A 17644-nucleotide genomic window follows, 5' to 3' on the forward strand; every position below is an offset into this window, starting at 1 on the left:
TATTAAAAGCATATGGTTTTCATACAGAAGTTTCATTAGAAAGCGAATCATTGTAAATGATACAGTACTTTTATTTTTCATATATTGAAGAAACTGTATCTTTAAAACATGAAGTTGCAATTAGAGATCAAAATTTTTTCACTTCCATTAAAAAATCCATTTACCACTTCGCGGTATACAGTTACGGTTCAAAAAACGGTGGTAGTTTCAATTTCGGATGGAAATCATATAGGTTACGGAGAAGCAACGGTAAATCCGTATTACAATAGTACTGTTGAGAGTTTAAAGGCTTCCGCCAGAAGTGTCAAAGCTGTACTTGAAGCTGTAGAAGAAAACTTGTATCCAGCCGAACTTTGGAAATTATTAGAACCAAAATTGAAAGATAACTACTTTGCATTGTGCGCGATAGATTGTGCGTATTGGGATTTGTATGCAAAACAACAACAAAAGCCATTGCGTAGATTTTGGAGTGAGAACGATGACAACTTACCAAAGACAAACTTTACTATAGGAATAGATTCGATTGCTGTGATGAAATCGAAAATTAAAGAAACACCTTGGCCGATTTATAAAATAAAACTTGGAACAAAAAACGATATCAAAATCATTCGAGAACTTCGTGAGATTACAAATTCAGTTTTCAGAGTAGATGCTAATTGTGCTTGGACAGTGGAAGAAACTATAAAAAATGCTGAAATTCTCAAAAAACTCAATGTAGAATTTATTGAACAACCATTAAAGGCAGACAATTGGGAAGGTATGAAAACTATTAAACAAGAAAGTGCATTGCCAATAATTGCGGATGAAAGTTGTCAAAAACTAGCGGATGTTTCAACATGTATAGAAGTGTTTCACGGAATCAATATTAAGTTGATGAAATGTGGTGGAATTACACCAGCGTTGCAAATGATTCAAATCGCGAAAGCAAAACAAATAAAAATTATGGCAGGTTGTATGACAGAATCTTCTATTGGAATCTCAAATCTGGTACAACTTGCACCTTTACTTGATTTTATAGATGCTGATGGCGCTATGTTGCTTCAAAACGATATTGCAACTGGCGTAACATTTACTAATGGCGAAATTGTATATACTGATAAAAATGGTTCGGGAGCTATTTTAATTTAATTATTCTTTGCTACATAAATCCAAGCTTCTTTACCTGAAGTAAATGTTTCTAAAACTCTTTCATAATCATCAACTTCATAGGTGTCTGTATCTAATAATTCTTGTTCAGTAATCTCGAAGATAACACCTTCAATATGATCGTTTAAATTTAGCGTCTTAACAGCAATAGGATGAAATTTTTGTTCACTCTTAGTCAGTACTTCAGCATTTGTGATTTCTAATGATGCTAACTTATAATTTGACAATGAATCCTTACTGCCAGATAAAATGCGATTATAGGTTTCTTGTTGTACTTTTTCTAGTTGTAATGTTCCGTATGAAAATAAATAATGTTTCTTTTCTGAAGCTTTCCTTTTTTCAGTAGTAATGATTTGCTTTTTGACGAAAAGCATAACAATATCTTTGGCTTCAGCATATGAAATATTATATACTCTAGTAAGCTTTTGATATTTTTTTGGATACTTACTTAAAAGGTCATCATAATAACGATCTAAAGCTTCTTTATTTGGTAAATCGTATTGAAGTCTTAATTGAAAACGTCGTAACAAAGCTGTGTCTATAATTTCTAAATAATTTGTTGCGGCAACAAGTAAGGTGTCATCTGAAATATTATCGAGGAGCTGAATGGTTGTATTTACAATACGTTTCATTTCTCCAGAATCTTTACTATCGTAATCTCTGATTTTGCCGATATAATCAAATTCGTCAAGAAATAGAACAGCTTTTTCGCGAGAAGCTTTTTTAAATATATCTGTAATATTCTTGGCAGTTTCCCCTAATTTAGAAGAAACAAAACTTCCCAAATTCAGAATAATGATTTCTTTGTTTAATTCCTTTGCAATAGCTTTAGCTGTAGCAGTTTTTCCACAACCAGTATGACCGTGTAATAATATTTTATTTGCTATTGGTAAATCATATTCCTTTAAAGCTTCAAAATAATTGAACTCATCTAGCAATTGCTGCAACTGTTCTTTGTTATGAGTGCTTAAATGTATTTCATCTAAAGAGATAGAAATTTCAGTTGATTTCAATATTAAATCGTGTAATCTCATATGTTATTTGTGAATGCTTAAAAATAAAACGCAAATATAATATGGACTCCTAACTAATTCAAGCTTTTAAGGTTAATTTTAATGATTTTTTATATTTCAAATAATGAAGGAATTACTTCTATTAAAAACCTTTTACTATATCTCCCGAAAAAGGACTTTTAAAAGTAACCCAATTTGTAGCTGTAGCGGCTTTTCCATCAGAATTTATAGGTGTAAAACGTACCTTATACATTCCTTTACCATTAAAACTGAATGCTCCAGAACACATACCGTGACCAACGCTAATTTTATTATTATATGATTGAATATAGTATACGCTTTTAGTATTTGTAGAAACATCAAGGAGTTCAGTTCTATACCAAGTTTTTTTGCTTGGATCATTCTTTAAATCAAAGGCAGCATGCGCTTCTGGTCCACAACCATAATATTCTACATTTGAATTTTTGTATGTAGCAGAAACTGGCGTTGAAAATGTTTTACCATATTCTTCGGTACTTGTGATCCAATACAAAGGTTTTTTGTCACCGTAAAATCGAGATTGCATGTCTCTCGTTTCTTTATCAGTTTGATGCTCGTACTTCAAAAAATACTTCGTGTTAGGTTGTAATGTTTTTGATGGAATAAAAATAGCTTGCGCTAAATTCATCGAGCTATATAAAATCTCTTGTAATTTCAATTCAACAAGCTCGCCAGATTCACTTTTTAAATACACTTTTCGGTTCTTAAATGTTTTAATAGTTTCAATACTCATTGCATATCCTTGAATAATAAACATTGCATTACGATTTATCTTTTCTTGCATCGGATAAAACTGCATTCCAGAAGATGTGCAATCTGCAAAAGTAGATTGAAAGCTTAGTAAGAAAGTAAGTAGAAAGAGTAGTTTTTTCATAATAGTCGGTTTCATAGATACTTATCAAACACTATTCCATAACTACTAGCATAGTTTAAATGAGAGTCATAAAAAAACGCTCAGAGTTTCTATAATAACTCTGAGCGTTTTTATTTTTTTATAAAGTAAACAATTACTGTTTCATAAACTTCTTTGTAGTTATGCCGCCAGTTTCTGTTTCAAGCGTTACAAAGTACATTCCTTTCTGTAAACTTGATACTGAAATTCTTGCGATGTCTCCGTTTTGTGTAAAAACTTGTCTTCCCTGTACATCAACAATTGTAATGTTTTTAATAACTTGGTTCTCTTCTGAATCAATCGTAATAAAATCTTTTGCAGGGTTTGGATACAAGTTAAAGTTTGAAGCTTCAACAGTATTTCTAGAAAGAGTTATAGCAGTATTACGTTCGTATGTTTCGATAGTTTGATCAATCCCTAAAAAAGCAGAAAGAATATGTGCATTATTATATCTATACGCTAAATTATCGGCAGTATCATCATAATAATAATACGTAGTTTGTGTCAGCGTTCCTATATTGTTAAAGATAGGAGGAATACTAAAACTCAAAGTTTGATCAATGCGCAAACGTGTTACATTCGCTGAGTAACCTCCACAGCAAAGTAGGTCATTCATAGTTAATGTTCCATACGCATCAACAGTAGCAGTTAATGTTCCGGTAAAAGTTCCGCTTGTGCCTTGATACGTAAATGTGCCTGAAACAGTTCCTGAATTATTTGCACCAAAGTTTAATGGAAACAATCCAACAAAACCATTAGCCGTACTATAATTTAAAACGATATCTCCTTGCGAAACACCTGTAATATAATTTCCTGTTCCATCTTCTCTCAAGAAAAATTCACTTACTGTAGGTGTGCCGCCTTGCGAAGTGATAGAAAGAACTTCAGTAGTTCCAGGGTATGTAGTTAATTGTGCTGCAGTTGGAGCTGCATAGGTGTCAATATTTGTTCCTAAAAACATTGGTCCAGTAAAATCCCAAACGGCATTAGCACCTGTTGGTGTCTGGTCAATTGGTGTAGAAGAATCGAGAATAGTAAAATCAGTATTTGGATCACTATTGAACGATGAAATTGTTTGTGAAAAAGTTACAGTACTAAAAAGTAATGTAAGTAAAAGTAATTTTATTTTCATAGCTAAATGTTTAATAATAGTCGTTAGTATAACAAATCTACTAAAAACGAAAGAGCACAAAGTTAAAAAATGTATTTTTTTAGCTTTTCAAGTGTATTATAGGTGTTTTACTGTAGGATTAAAATGTCAAAATATCACTTCTACGGAATGTTTTTAAAATCGCTGTCAGACCTAAATAAAAAAACAACTTAAAAATCTGTCTAAGGCTATTTTAAGCCATTCTAAGCAGTTTTCTTTAAAAGGGTTAAATGTTAATAACTATTTGAAAAGCGGCTTAAAAGTGTTTAAAAATGAATTTATGAAACCTTATATTTGTCTGTATTAATAATAAGAAATCAGAACGCTGTAAGCTGTTCTAAAATTATAAAAATTAAGAATAACATTTATGAGCGAAGAAAAGAAAAATCAATATTCCGCTTCCAGTATACAAGCATTAGAAGGAATGGAGCATGTACGTATGCGTCCTTCCATGTATATTGGAGATGTCGGAACTAGAGGTTTACATCACTTAGTATATGAAGTTGTCGATAACTCTATTGATGAAGCATTAGCAGGTCATTGTGATACGATTAGTGTAGTCATTAATGAAGATAATTCGATCACTACAGAAGATAATGGTCGTGGTATTCCTGTCGGAATTCATGAGAAAGAAGGTGTATCCGCGCTAGAAGTTGTAATGACGAAAATTGGTGCTGGTGGTAAATTCGATAAAGATTCTTATAAAGTATCAGGTGGATTACACGGAGTTGGTGTAAGTTGTGTAAACGCACTATCTGATCACTTACGAGCGACTGTTTTTAGAGATGGAAAAGTTTGGGAACAAGAATACGAACGCGGGAAACCTATGTATCCTGTAAAAGCTATTGGTGAATCTGATAAAAGAGGTACAGCAGTAACATTCAAACCTGATGCTTCTATCTTTACACAAACGTTAGAATATAACTATGATACACTAGCAAGTCGTTTGCGCGAACTGTCATACCTTAATAAAGGAATTACAATCACACTTACAGACAAGCGTAACAAAGATGAAAAAGGAGAATATATAGGAGAAACTTTTCATTCTACAGAAGGATTAAAAGAGTTTATCAAATACTTAGACGGAAATCGTGAGCAAATTATTGCCGATGTTATTGCCTTTGAAGGCGAGAAAAACGGAATTCCTGTTGAGGTTGCAATGACATATAATACTTCGTATTCTGAAAACTTACATTCGTATGTAAACAATATTAATACACACGAAGGTGGAACACACTTATCTGGATTTAGAAGAGGTTTAACGCATACGCTGAAAAAATATGCGGAAGGATCTGGAATGTTAGACAAATTAAAGTTTGACGTTTCTGGTGATGATTTCCGTGAAGGATTAACGGCAATTATTTCTGTAAAAGTTCAAGAACCACAATTCGAAGGACAAACTAAAACAAAACTTGGTAACCGTGAAGTATCTGCATCTGTAAGTCAGGCAGTATCTGAAATGTTGACAGATTATTTGGAAGAACATCCAGATGATGCCAAAACTATCGTACAAAAAGTTGTTTTAGCTGCACAAGCACGTCATGCTGCACAAAAAGCGCGTGAAATGGTTCAGCGTAAAACAGTGATGAGTATTGGAGGTTTGCCTGGGAAACTAAGTGACTGCTCTGAGCAAGATCCTGCAAAATGTGAAGTATTCCTTGTCGAGGGAGATTCGGCAGGTGGAACTGCAAAACAAGGACGTGATCGTATGTTTCAAGCAATCTTACCATTAAGAGGTAAAATTCTTAATGTAGAGAAAGCAATGCAACACAAGGTTTTTGAAAATGAAGAAATCAAAAATATCTTTACAGCTTTAGGTGTTACCATCGGAACTGAAGAAGATAGTAAAGCATTAAACCTTTCAAAACTAAGATATCATAAAGTAGTAATTATGTGTGATGCCGATGTCGATGGATCGCATATTGCAACTTTAATCTTAACATTCTTCTTCCGCTACATGAAAGAATTGATTGAAAACGGACATATATACATTGCAGCACCGCCACTATACTTAGTGAAAAAAGGAGCAAAACGTAGATATGCTTGGAATGATGAAGAGCGTGATGCAATTGTAGAAGAATTTGGTCAAGGAGCAGGAATCCAACGATACAAAGGTCTTGGGGAAATGAACGCAGAACAACTTTGGGACACGACTATGAATCCAGATTTTAGAACATTACGTAAAGTAGTGATTGATAATGGAGGAGAAGCAGACAGAGTATTCTCAATGCTAATGGGAGATGAAGTACCACCTCGTAGAGAATTTATCGAAAAGAACGCTGTGTATGCAAACATTGATGCATAAACTCCAAATAATAAATAAAAATGAACCTGTGTATGTAATAATATGCAGGTTTTTTTATGATTTTTAAATATAATAATAGATGTATTTATCTGTAAGTAAACAGCTTATAATTAAGTGAGAATAAAATATTTTTTATAAAGAGTTTAATTGTAATTTTGATGCATAAAAACTATTTAAAAAAAATGAAAAACACTATTTATCTATTATTAGCCTTGTTGGTCTTCAGTTGTGGAGAAGATGGAGATGAACAAGTTTCTTGCGGAACAGTTTCGCTTATTAATGTTTCACAAAATTCAGGAACATTAAACTTTACTTGGACTGGTGACCAAAGTTTTAATTTCTATGAGATTGGTTTTGGAAGGAGTTCTGATATTGGTCAGGTACAAGGTAATTATACATTTCCTTTTAATTTCGCTTCCACAGAAACTTCATCAGATTCAAGAGAATTAAATGATTTCTTCTTACTTGATAGTGATGAAACCTTAAGTTTTTACATCAGGGCACAATGCGCAAATAGTCAAATAACACAATGGTATGGACCATTTGTGTTGACTGTTGAACAGTTTTGTAAAAGCCCTAGAGACTTATCTGTTAGTAATGGTACAATGTATTGGGACGATTCATTTGATAATAACTCATCATATTATCAAGTTCAATATGGCTTAGAAGGTTTTAATATAGGAGATGGAGAAATTGAAACTACTAATCAAACTAATTTTGATGGAGCTGTTATGTCACAAGGAAATGCATACGATTTTTATGTGCGTGCTAATTGTGAAAATAACTTAGGTTTCAGTTCTTGGGTCGGTCCTGTAAGCTTTTTTGCTAGTACTGATTACAATCTTTGTATTCCGCCAACAAATATAAATCAACAAGTTGAATTCAATAATGGTTCTACTATTGGAATACTTTTTCAGTGGGATTATAATGGATCAACATTATTTGAGCATACTGTAGTTCAAAATGGAGTATCAGTTACTTCAGGAACTGTTTCTAATACAGGACTTGGGTCATGGCCTGTATATTCATTAAGTACAAGTTTTTCATACGACTTTTATGTGAGAGCTGTTTGTCACGACGGGACACGTACAGATTGGACAGGTCCAATAGATGTTATGAATTAATTCATTTCGAATAGTATTCAAGTTAATTATTATTCAAAACTAAGTTTAAAAGCAATTACGTAATATGTGCGTAATTGCTTTTTTTTGTATTCCATACAAGGTTTAATGATGGTTAAAGCTTGAAAACGTGTTCCGTTAAAATGTTTCTTTTAAGAGGTGCTTTTTTATATGTTCAAAAGTGATTTGAAAAAATGAATCATTCTTTAATAAATCGAGAAACAGTTGTATCTCCATCTTGATAGGTTGTTTTCAAAAAATAAACTCCAGGCTTTAAAAATGATAAGTCTAAGGAGTTTTCTTGAGGAGAAATAGTTGTTTCAAAAATACTTGCACCTACTATTGATAGTACATTCATTTTTTCTACAGAATTTCCTTTAAAATCAAAATGCAATTTCTTTTGTACAGGATTTGGATACATTGTAATATTTTTTTTGTCAAATTTCTTTACGGATAAAATATAATTTCCGTGAACGGCAATGTTTCCTTCTGGCGTCGTGATTGTTAACCTCTTTCTACCATTCCCTTCGTCAATAATTTCATAATCTAATGTTCTTAAAGGATTGAAATTTCCTGAGATAATTGTAGATAAATATTGGCTTTCAAGAACACAATTTGGAGCGCAATCTCCTAGTGTTACACTTGGTTGCTGAATTGTAAACGAAGTTGGAGTGATGACAAGCGGTCCTGCTAAATCAAAAGCACTATTAATACCAGCTACATCAGCGCTAAAATTATAATTACTCGAATCAGTTCCTGAAAATTGGATTCCTGGGTTATACATGGGTAATGGTGCTGGCGATATATTAATTGTAGTTCCGTTAATAACCATGTGTTGTAAAATCCACTTATTTTGATCGTTAAGTAAATCTTGTTGTGCAAATCCATACATAAAGAATAGTAAGGCGTACAAAAAGGGTGTAGTTTTTTTCATGATGTAATTTTTTTACATAAATATATGAAAAATATGCTTTCGATTGAAGGTGTATATGTGTGTTTATGAGTTTGTAAAGTGTCTTTTCAATGTTTTCTAAGAACAAAAAAAAGAAAAAGGGGCAATTTCCTGTAGATTTTCCTGAGTGTTTTTGCTATTTTTAACTAAATAAACTTAACCTACAAGAAATAATCATGAAAAAAATTTGTACCCTACTCGTATTATTGTGTGTAACAACAGTACAGTCTCAAGAGTTAGAAAGTCTTTTACTATCTGGAAATGACGCTAGTAAGCTTACCGAAAACTATATGAATCCACTAATGAAAGGATTGTTATATAGCATCAATGGAGGTTGGTATACAACAGCTAAAACCCACAAGAAATTTGGTTTTGATGTCACTGTCTCCGCAAATTTGAGTTTCATTCCAAGTTCAAACCAGAATTTTAACTTCAATCCTGCTGATTATGAATTTCTGACAACAGCAAATGGCGAAACATCATTACCAACAGTAATGAGTGAAAATAGTGCTGAAACAACAATTGATATTAGTATTCCTATTGATGGAACCAACACTTTTAAAGTTGGAAGTTTTGAAATGCCAGGAGGAATAGCAGAAGATTTTCCAATAAATGCTGCGCCAGCACCAATGATTCAGGTCGGATTAGGATTACCAACAAGAACAGATGTGAAATTAAGATTTGTTCCTAAACTAAGTTTTGATGACGATGTTAAAGCTAGTCTTATTGGAGTAGGATTACAGCATGATCTTACACAATACTTTGGTCCAATAGACAAATTACCATTAAGTGTTTCAATACTTGGAGCATTTACACGATTAAAAGCAACATATGCAATCAATGATGATAGTTTATCTGACAATGTTGCTGTAAAAGATGGAGAAGCCGAGTTTACAATGAACGGATGGACAATTCAAGTATTAGGTTCATTAGACTTTAAAATTATAACCTTATATGGAGGTTTTGGATACAACAATGGAAAATCTGAAATCAATATAAAAGGTGATTATGACCTTACATATGATGTACAAGATAGTAGCGGAAATACTGTTTCTACAGTAAGTGAAACGGTATCCAATCCTGTAAATCTTGACTTTGAAGCCAATGGAATTAGAACAACACTTGGAGCACGATTAAATCTTGGTCCGATAAAAATCTTTGGCGATTACACTTTGCAGAAATTCAATACCTTAAGTGCTGGTATTTCACTAAGTATTCGATAACGGTATTGCTGTAAATAATTCAAAATAACATTGTTTTTCAGTATAAAAAATGTGACCTTTGCGGCTTAGAAAACAATACATCAAAAAAATAGAATAATATGAAAGTTACAGTTGTAGGAGCAGGAGCAGTTGGCGCTAGTTGCGCAGAATATATTGCAATTAAAAACTTTGCTTCAGAAGTAGTTTTACTAGATATCAAAGAAGGATATGCTGAAGGAAAAGCAATGGATTTAATGCAAACAGCTTCTTTAAATGGTTTTGATACAAAAATCACAGGAAGTACAAATGACTATTCTAAAACAGCTGGAAGTAATATCTGCGTAATTACTTCAGGAATCCCTCGTAAGCCAGGAATGGCACGTGAAGAATTAATTGGAATCAACGCTGGAATCGTGAAAATGGTTTCTGCAAGCTTAATTGAGCATTCTCCAAACACAATTATCATTGTCGTAAGTAATCCAATGGATACAATGACGTATTTAGTTCACAAAACAACAGGTTTACCAAAAAATAGAATCATTGGAATGGGTGGAGCTTTAGATAGTGCTCGTTTCAAATATAGATTAGCAGAAGCATTAGGAGCGCCAATTTCTGATGTTGACGGAATGGTAATTGGTGGACACAGTGACAAAGGAATGGTTCCTTTAACTGCACACGCAACACGTAACAGTGTGAAAGTTTCTGAATTTTTATCAGAAGAGCGTTTAGAAGAGGTAAAACAAGCAACGAAAGTTGGTGGAGCTACTTTAACTAAATTATTAGGAACTTCAGCATGGTATGCGCCAGGAGCAGCAGTTTCAGGATTAGTTCAAGCAATTGCTTGCGATCAAAAGAAAATGTTCCCATGTTCTGTTTTATTAGATGGTGAATACGGATTAAACGACTTATGTATTGGTGTTCCAGTAATCTTAGGAAAAAACGGAGTTGAAAGTATCGTAGAAATCGAATTAAGCGATGCTGAAAAAGCACACTTAACAGAAAGTGCTGCCGGTGTAACAAAAACAAACGGATTATTAGAATTATAAGATTCTACATAAAAATTTATAAAAAAATCCTCATGATAAAATAGTCATGAGGATTTTTATTTAACCAACTATTGTAACGTTTCAATGCAGCATTGTACATATGTTGTAAGAAATACATAAAAAGAAAAACATGAAAAAAATAATTTTAGCTGTAGCCTTAGTATTTAGTATAGCGGTTTCCGCTCAAAAGAAAATTACAGAAGGTAAAATAATTGCAAAACAAACAATATCAACGGACAATGAGCAAGCACAAGCTCAGTTTGATGCAATTGGTGCAATGGAATCTATTACTTATTTTAAAAATAGAAACTCTCGAGCTGAAATAAAAAATCCATCATCTGGAGATATTGTTACCGTAATCAACTCAGAAAAAAATGAAATGTTGATATTAATGGACAATCCTGTACTTGGAAAGTTATATATGCTTAAAAAAGACCTTATAACTAAGGAAGATTTAAAAAATATAAAAGTAACAAAAGGTGATAAGACTAAGGAAGTTTTAGGATACGAGTGTGAACAATACATCGCTGTTATTGATAAAAAAGGCGTAATGCTAGAAATGGAGTTATATACAACAGAAGAAATTCCTGTTATATCACAACAAGTTGCTGAACTTGGGGATAAAATAAAAGGCTTTCCATTGTATGTAATCACTAAAATGAATCAAATGGGAATAGATATGGAAATTACTTCAGAAGTAACTTCGATTAAAGAAGAAAAAGTTTCTACAGAATTATTTGAGACAACACCACCAGAAGGCTATAAAAATATGGAAGAGCAGTAAAAAAAGCACCAAAACATAAAATAACTAAGGCTGCAACTATATTATTTGCAGCCTTTATTTTTTAATCTAATACTTAATTTATGAGAATATACAAATATATAATAGCTTCTTTTATCGTATGTATGCTATTTCTATCATCTTGTTCTATGTTTGAAAATGGACCAAAAATGATCATTGAATTTGAAATAGAAGAAACAGATTTAAATGCAAGTCAAAAGAAGGAAGCTATTACAAAAATTCAGAATCGATTAATGTCAGTTGGATTAACAAATGTTACTGTTATTGAAGAAAAAGGACAAAAAGTTACGTTTACCTTTCAAGGAACTATAAATCCTAAAGCGCTTAAAAGAAATTTTGTTGTTGCTGGGAAATTAGAATTTTTTGAAGTTGTAACAGAAAAAAAACTAGTTTTCGATTATTTATTTGAAAATTACAAATCGGATTCACAAGATGAACTAGAAAGTGACGTGACAGAAAAAGCCTCTGAAAACAAAGATTTTACTGAATTTATTGACGTTGTTAGTATAGCTCCCAATAATTTGAAAGATGGATTGATTGGATTTGTAAAAGAGGAAGATAAAGAGCGTTTAGAAGCATCAGCTATTTATAAAACGCCTTTTTTTGTGAAAAGTCTTAATAAAAGAGTTAAACTTTTATTGGGGAGATCTCAGAATGAAGAAGAATATTTATTACACGTAGTATATATTACTTCAACAGGTGAAGCGCCACTTGACGGAAGTTGTATAATAGATGCTTCTGTAGGAAGAGGATATGCAGCAGGAAGGTATGTAGTGAATTTAAAAATGAATAAAGAAGGCGCAATTACATGGGAACGACTTACCGAAAAGGTATATCATGAAAGAGGATTTATTGCTGTTACTATAGATGACTTCATTTACAGTGCACCATCTGTAAATAGTGGGAAAATTACAGGTGGAATGACACAAATTTCGGGAGGTTTTTCAAAAGAAACTGCTGAAGAAATGGCAATTGCTATTAGTTCTGGAACCATTCCAAAAGTTAAAATCACTAAAATGATGTTAGCAGAAGAAACAATATCTGAAAAATAGATCGTGTTTTACACTAGCGTGATAATATTCAGGATATTAAAGTGAAATTAAATCTCAAAAGGCTACGTTTTTGTAGTCTTTATTTTTATATTTGGCGCATGCTTGCAAAAAAGTATTTTAGTGCTTTAATTATTCTTATCACACTTCTTGGTTTTTACAAGGAGCAAACTCTTGTGCCAAATCAGCAAATAGAGCTTCAATTTGTTGATCAAGAGATTGTTGCTGAAGATACACTAGATGTTATTCAAGCAATCAAACAAGAATTAAAAGCATTAGGAATAACAGAGATTCAGGTTCGAGCACAAGAAAATGGAATCTTAAAAATTGCTTATTACAGTGAAGCTGCTGTTGCAGACATCAAAAAAGTACTTTCTTCCAATGGAATCACCTCAAAAGGTGAATCCGACGAAATTCCAACGAATAAAAAAGTTTTTACGTTTGAAGGTTATGGAAACGTTGATACATTCAAATTGGATGTATACGAATTACAAACAGATTCAAATCTGCATGTTGGAACGCACGGAAAATATATTTTAGAATTACAAAAAGAATACGACAAAGCGCCGAGTCCAAATTCATTTGGGAATACAAATTCATACCTTAAGGGAGAACTCAAAACTACAATTGCGCTAGCATATACGGAATCAACGTATACTACGATTTTAAAAGAAAATATTTCATACGAAATTCCTGATGTTCGCGCAGGACCTACTTCATTAGTACATTCTTAAAACTTAATTGAATTCATTTCAATTAATCGCAGTCATTACTTTTAGTGTAAAAGGCTGTTACAATCACAATTAAATCACGAAAAAAATAATTGTCAAATTATACGGTAAATTATATATTTGCTCGTTTTAAAAAATTTGACCAAAAATATTGAATAATGCAGAACAAAGGATTAATAAAATTGTTTGCCATTTTATTCGGATTGGTAAGTATTTACCAATTATCGTTTACGTTTATCACGAATAAAATTGAAAATGAGGCAAAAACGTATTCAGTTGCACAAGTGCCAAAACCAGCACAAGGCGAATCTGAAACAAAGGAAACTTCATCAAGAAGATCGGCTGTTGAAAAACAGTATCTAGATTCTATTGATAAGAGTGAGCCAATTAGTTATGGTTTCACATCGTTTACATATTCTGAAGCGAAAGAAAAAGAATTAAACAAAGGGTTAGACCTTAAAGGAGGAATCAACGTAATTCTTCAAATATCTGTAAAAGATATTTTAATAGGATTAGCAAATAAAACGGAAAATGAAACGTTTAACAAAGCGTTAGCTAGAGCTGATGTATTACAGGCAAGTGCACAAGAAGATTACGTAGAGTCTTTCTTTAGAGCGTTTGACGAATTAAAGCCAGAAGGATTATTATTAGCAGATCCAGATATTTTCTTTACACAAGCATTACAAGAAGATATTCCATCATTTGAAACAGCTGATAGTGATGTAAAGCGTGTCATCAGACAAAAAATCAATGAGTCTATTATTTCTGCAAAAGAAGTATTAAACAAGCGTATTGATGAATTTGGAGTTACACAACCAAACATTCAACGTTTAGGAACTTCTGGACGTATCTTAATTGAATTACCAGGAGCAAAAGACGTTATTCGTATTGAAAAGTTAGTACAAACAACTGCAGAACTTGAATTCTGGAAAACATACAATGACAACTCTAAATTGAGTACATTCCTTGCAGCAGCAAATGAAAAGTTAAAAGAACTTCCTCAGTATGTTTCTCAAAACAAGGAAAAGAAAGAAGCAGTAGCAGATGATGCTGAATCAACTGAATCAACAGAAGAAGCTTCAGCTACTGAAGATGCACAAGATGCTAGTGAAGACTTGTTAACGTCTACAGAAGAAGATAGCTTAAATGTTGTAAATCCATTATTTGACAGAATTAGCTTCACGTTTCAAGGTGGAGGAATTATCGGTAGAGTAAAAGAAGCTGATAAGGATACTGTAATGAAGTTACTTAATAACGACGTTATTAAGCAAGTTAGACCAGCAGAATTACGCTCTGTAAGTTTTGCATATGGTAAAGATAAAGATGCTAATAATACATATGAATTATATGTTTTAGAAGGAAAAAGAAAAGGTTCGAAGTCAGAACCTCAAATGAAAGGTGATGTAATTGACGCAGCGAACCAAGGATTTGCACAAGATGGAAAAGCCAACGTAAGCATGCAAATGAACGGAATTGGTGCAAAACAATGGGAGAAGTTAACAGAAGAAGTACATAAAGAAGGCGGATTTATTGCAATTGTTTTAGATAACATTGTATACTCTGCTCCAAGTGTAACGAACGGAAAAATTTCTGGAGGAAACTCTCAAATTTCTGGACAATTCACAATTGAAGAAGCGCAGGATTTAGCAAACGTATTACGTGCAGGTAAATTACCAGCAACAGCAGATATCTTACAATCAGAAATTGTAGGTCCATCATTAGGACAAGAAGCAATTGATAGTGGTTTAATGTCATTCATGATTGCTTTAGTATTAGTATTAGTTTGGATGATTTTCTACTATGGTAGAGCAGGTGTTTTTGCAGATGTTGCCTTAGTATTCAACATCCTATTAATCTTTGGTGTATTAGCAAATTTAGGAGCTGTATTAACATTACCAGGAATTGCTGGTATTGTATTAACTATAGGAATGTCGGTGGATGCCAACGTACTTTTATTTGAGCGTGTTCGAGAAGAACTAGCAAAAGGGAAAACGTTAAAAGAGGCAATCGACCATGCATTTAGCTGGAAAGGTGCCATGTCTTCTATATTAGATGCAAACATTACAACTGGTTTAACAGCCTTGATCTTATTCTTATTCGGAACAGGACCAATCAAAGGTTTCGCAACTACATTATTAATTGGTATTGCAACATCATTATTTACAGCAATTTTCATCACTCGTTTATTAATCGATTGGTATATTGGAAAAGGAAATACATTAGCATTCTCTACTGGAGCAACGAAAAACTTGTTCAGAAACATGAATGTTGAATTCTTGAAGAAACGTAAAATTGCGTATGTAATTTCAGGAGCTGTTATACTTGTAGGTTTAGGATCAATTATTTTTGGAAACCAATTGAATCAAGGTGTTGATTTTGTTGGAGGACGTTCGTATCAAGTACGATTTATAAATGATGTAAATCCACAAGATGTTAAAGAAAAACTGACTGTTGTTTTTGGAGCTGAAAACTCGCCAGAAGTAAAAACATTTGGAGATGATAACCAGTTAAAGATTACAACAAAATATAAGGTAGATGAAACAGGTACAGAGGTTGATGATGAAATCAAGCAGAAATTATTTGATGGAGTAAAATCATTCTTACCTGCAGATATGAATCTTGGAAAGTTTGTTGATGGAGCTGACGATAAAGATGCAGGAATTATGCAATCGATCAAAGTTGGACCAACAATTGCGGATGATATTAAGAAAAACTCTTTCTGGGCAGTATTAGGTTCGTTAGTAGTGGTATTCTTATACATCTTATTACGATTCAGAAGATGGCAATTCTCGCTTGGAGCGGTAACTGCAGTATTCCATGATGTATTAATTGTATTAGGTATCTTCTCATTAGCTTGGAAATATGTACCATTTACAATGGAAATCAACCAAGCATTCATTGCGGCAATATTAACTGTAATTGGTTACTCGCTGAATGATACGGTGGTTGTATTTGATAGAATCCGTGAATTTATGGACGAGCGTGCAGACTGGAAGTTTAGTAAAGTGGTAAACGCTGCATTAAACAGTACACTAAGTAGAACGTTGAATACATCGTTAACTACGTTAGTTGTATTATTAGCAATCTTTATCTTCGGTGGAGAATCTATCCGTGGATTTATGTTTGCCTTAATTGTTGGTGTAATTGTAGGTACATACTCATCTATGTTTATTGCAACTCCAGTGATGTTTGATACTATCAAAAAAGGAGATATCAACAAAGGATTAGAAGAAGTTGAGAAATAATCAATATAGATTATATCCTCAATAGTAATTCATAAAAAAACGCCACTCATTTGAGTGGCGTTTTTTGTGCTATCTAATGTGTTAGTATTATCCAGCACATGCAGGTGGACGTGTTGCACAAATTTCTATTGAATTAATCGTTAAATCGCATAAGTCAAAAGAGCCGCATAAACTTGGTATTTGACAAGTGATATTTGAATTCATTGTTGTTGGTGAAGCAGCTTTTCCTCCTGCTAAATTAGAAATAGATCGCTTGTTTAACCCTAGTACTTTTAATTTTTGTTTTTTCATAATAACAGTTTTAATAATTAATCAATACGAAACTATGAAAGTGATGGTGATAAAAATAATGAAGTAAGTCGTGATTATCGAATTGCAGGCGAGAATATGTATTTTAAAACACTGTAATTAAGTAGGTTGTGTGAGTTGGCATGAGAAATGTTACTCAGTGTTATAATTCGTTTCATTTGTGGTAGGTTATGCTTTTTTTCGAAACTTTAAAAGTAGTAATTGATGTTTTGTTTAATGGTGAAGTCTAAAAATGAAAAACTAATAAGATGAGTTTAATAAGTATTTTATTCTTCTTCGTCGCCTTCTTTTTGTTCAGCTAACTCAATAGATTCAATTGTAATAAAACAAGGGATATTTACAGAAGCAGGACGGTTTTCTAAAGAAGAAGCAGACAAAGTTGTTTTTGCCATAATAATTCCTGTAACAGTTACTTTTTTTCCTTCAAAACGCTCAACTTCTTCTTTTTTGCGGATTGCTTCTTTTTTATATGGTTGTAATAAGATAACTTCTAGCGTGTCATTTACTACTATTTTATAGTGACCAGTATGTAAAGCTTCACCGCGTTTTGCAATGCTACTTTTTGTATATAAACCAGTTAAGGTAGCTTCTTTATTAAATTCAAAATCTAAAATATCATTTTGCATTGTGTCAACTGTTTTT

The 17644-nt window shown here is 32.7% G+C and carries 15 protein-coding genes; 9 read left to right on the top strand and 6 right to left on the bottom strand.

Annotated elements, in window-relative coordinates; all coding sequences use genetic code 11:
• The first annotated feature begins 108 nt into the window (after positions 1–108).
• Positions 109–1128 carry a dipeptide epimerase gene (locus tag ACUUYC_RS13935; protein ID WP_474266635.1) on the top strand — a complete coding sequence of 340 codons (1020 nt, stop codon included), beginning with the start codon at positions 109–111 and terminating at the stop codon, positions 1126–1128.
• On the opposite strand, the gene ACUUYC_RS13940 is transcribed toward ACUUYC_RS13935, so the two are convergent.
• The 3 genes from ACUUYC_RS13940 to ACUUYC_RS13950 form a co-directional block, all read right to left on the bottom strand.
• The gene (locus ACUUYC_RS13940) at positions 1125–2180 is read right to left on the bottom strand and encodes an AAA family ATPase (RefSeq protein WP_474266637.1); all 1056 of its coding nucleotides are present in this window, start codon (positions 2178–2180) and stop codon (positions 1125–1127) included. The genes ACUUYC_RS13935 and ACUUYC_RS13940 overlap by 4 nt on opposite strands.
• 121 nt (positions 2181–2301) lie before the next feature.
• Positions 2302–3072: a hypothetical protein gene (locus ACUUYC_RS13945; protein ID WP_474266639.1), complete on the bottom strand. Its 771-nt coding sequence runs from the start codon at positions 3070–3072 to the stop codon at positions 2302–2304.
• 133 nt (positions 3073–3205) lie between these two features.
• Positions 3206–4222, bottom strand: a complete 1017-nt coding sequence (locus tag ACUUYC_RS13950; protein ID WP_474266641.1) for a T9SS type A sorting domain-containing protein — start codon at positions 4220–4222, stop codon at positions 3206–3208.
• Positions 4223–4607: 385 nt separating this feature from the next.
• Here ACUUYC_RS13950 and gyrB point away from each other — a divergent pair, with 385 nt between their 5' ends.
• Complete coding sequence (gene gyrB / locus ACUUYC_RS13955) at positions 4608–6545, top strand: DNA topoisomerase (ATP-hydrolyzing) subunit B (protein ID WP_474266644.1); 1938 nt, start codon at positions 4608–4610, stop codon at positions 6543–6545.
• A 182-nt stretch (positions 6546–6727) separates the two neighbouring features.
• A complete protein-coding gene (locus tag ACUUYC_RS13960; RefSeq protein ID WP_474266646.1) occupies positions 6728–7669 on the top strand; it encodes a hypothetical protein in 942 nt (313 codons plus the stop codon).
• Between the two features lie 196 nt (positions 7670–7865).
• Here the strand turns inward: ACUUYC_RS13960 and ACUUYC_RS13965 are convergent, their stop codons facing one another.
• Entirely contained in the window at positions 7866–8600 is a 735-nt protein-coding gene (locus ACUUYC_RS13965) for a T9SS type A sorting domain-containing protein (protein ID WP_474266648.1), read from the bottom strand.
• A 194-nt stretch (positions 8601–8794) separates the two neighbouring features.
• Between ACUUYC_RS13965 and ACUUYC_RS13970 the strand changes: the two genes are divergently transcribed.
• From ACUUYC_RS13970 to secDF, 6 genes are all read left to right on the top strand, one after another.
• Positions 8795–9841, top strand: a complete 1047-nt coding sequence (locus ACUUYC_RS13970; protein WP_474266650.1) for a DUF6588 family protein — start codon at positions 8795–8797, stop codon at positions 9839–9841.
• 98 nt (positions 9842–9939) lie between these two features.
• Positions 9940–10866: a malate dehydrogenase gene (mdh, locus tag ACUUYC_RS13975; RefSeq protein ID WP_474266652.1), complete on the top strand. Its 927-nt coding sequence runs from the start codon at positions 9940–9942 to the stop codon at positions 10864–10866.
• A gap of 130 nt (positions 10867–10996) precedes the next feature.
• Positions 10997–11650 (top strand): DUF4412 domain-containing protein, encoded by a 654-nt coding sequence (locus tag ACUUYC_RS13980; RefSeq protein WP_474266654.1) that lies wholly within the window; start codon positions 10997–10999, stop codon positions 11648–11650.
• Positions 11651–11730: 80 nt separating this feature from the next.
• Entirely contained in the window at positions 11731–12720 is a 990-nt protein-coding gene (locus ACUUYC_RS13985) for a SecDF P1 head subdomain-containing protein (protein WP_474266656.1), read from the top strand.
• Between the two features lie 98 nt (positions 12721–12818).
• Positions 12819–13451 carry a hypothetical protein gene (locus tag ACUUYC_RS13990; RefSeq protein ID WP_474266657.1) on the top strand — a complete coding sequence of 211 codons (633 nt, stop codon included), beginning with the start codon at positions 12819–12821 and terminating at the stop codon, positions 13449–13451.
• Between the two features lie 155 nt (positions 13452–13606).
• Complete coding sequence (secDF, locus tag ACUUYC_RS13995) at positions 13607–16693, top strand: protein translocase subunit SecDF (RefSeq protein ID WP_474266658.1); 3087 nt, start codon at positions 13607–13609, stop codon at positions 16691–16693.
• Between the two features lie 87 nt (positions 16694–16780).
• Here secDF and ACUUYC_RS14000 read toward each other — a convergent pair whose 3' ends face one another.
• Both ACUUYC_RS14000 and ACUUYC_RS14005 read right to left on the bottom strand, forming a co-directional pair.
• Positions 16781–16984: a hypothetical protein gene (locus tag ACUUYC_RS14000; protein ID WP_474266659.1), complete on the bottom strand. Its 204-nt coding sequence runs from the start codon at positions 16982–16984 to the stop codon at positions 16781–16783.
• A 284-nt stretch (positions 16985–17268) separates the two neighbouring features.
• Positions 17269–17628: a hypothetical protein gene (locus tag ACUUYC_RS14005; protein WP_474266660.1), complete on the bottom strand. Its 360-nt coding sequence runs from the start codon at positions 17626–17628 to the stop codon at positions 17269–17271.
• Between the last annotated feature and the right edge of the window lie 16 nt (positions 17629–17644).

This window comes from Kordia sp. E (assembly GCF_056033805.1).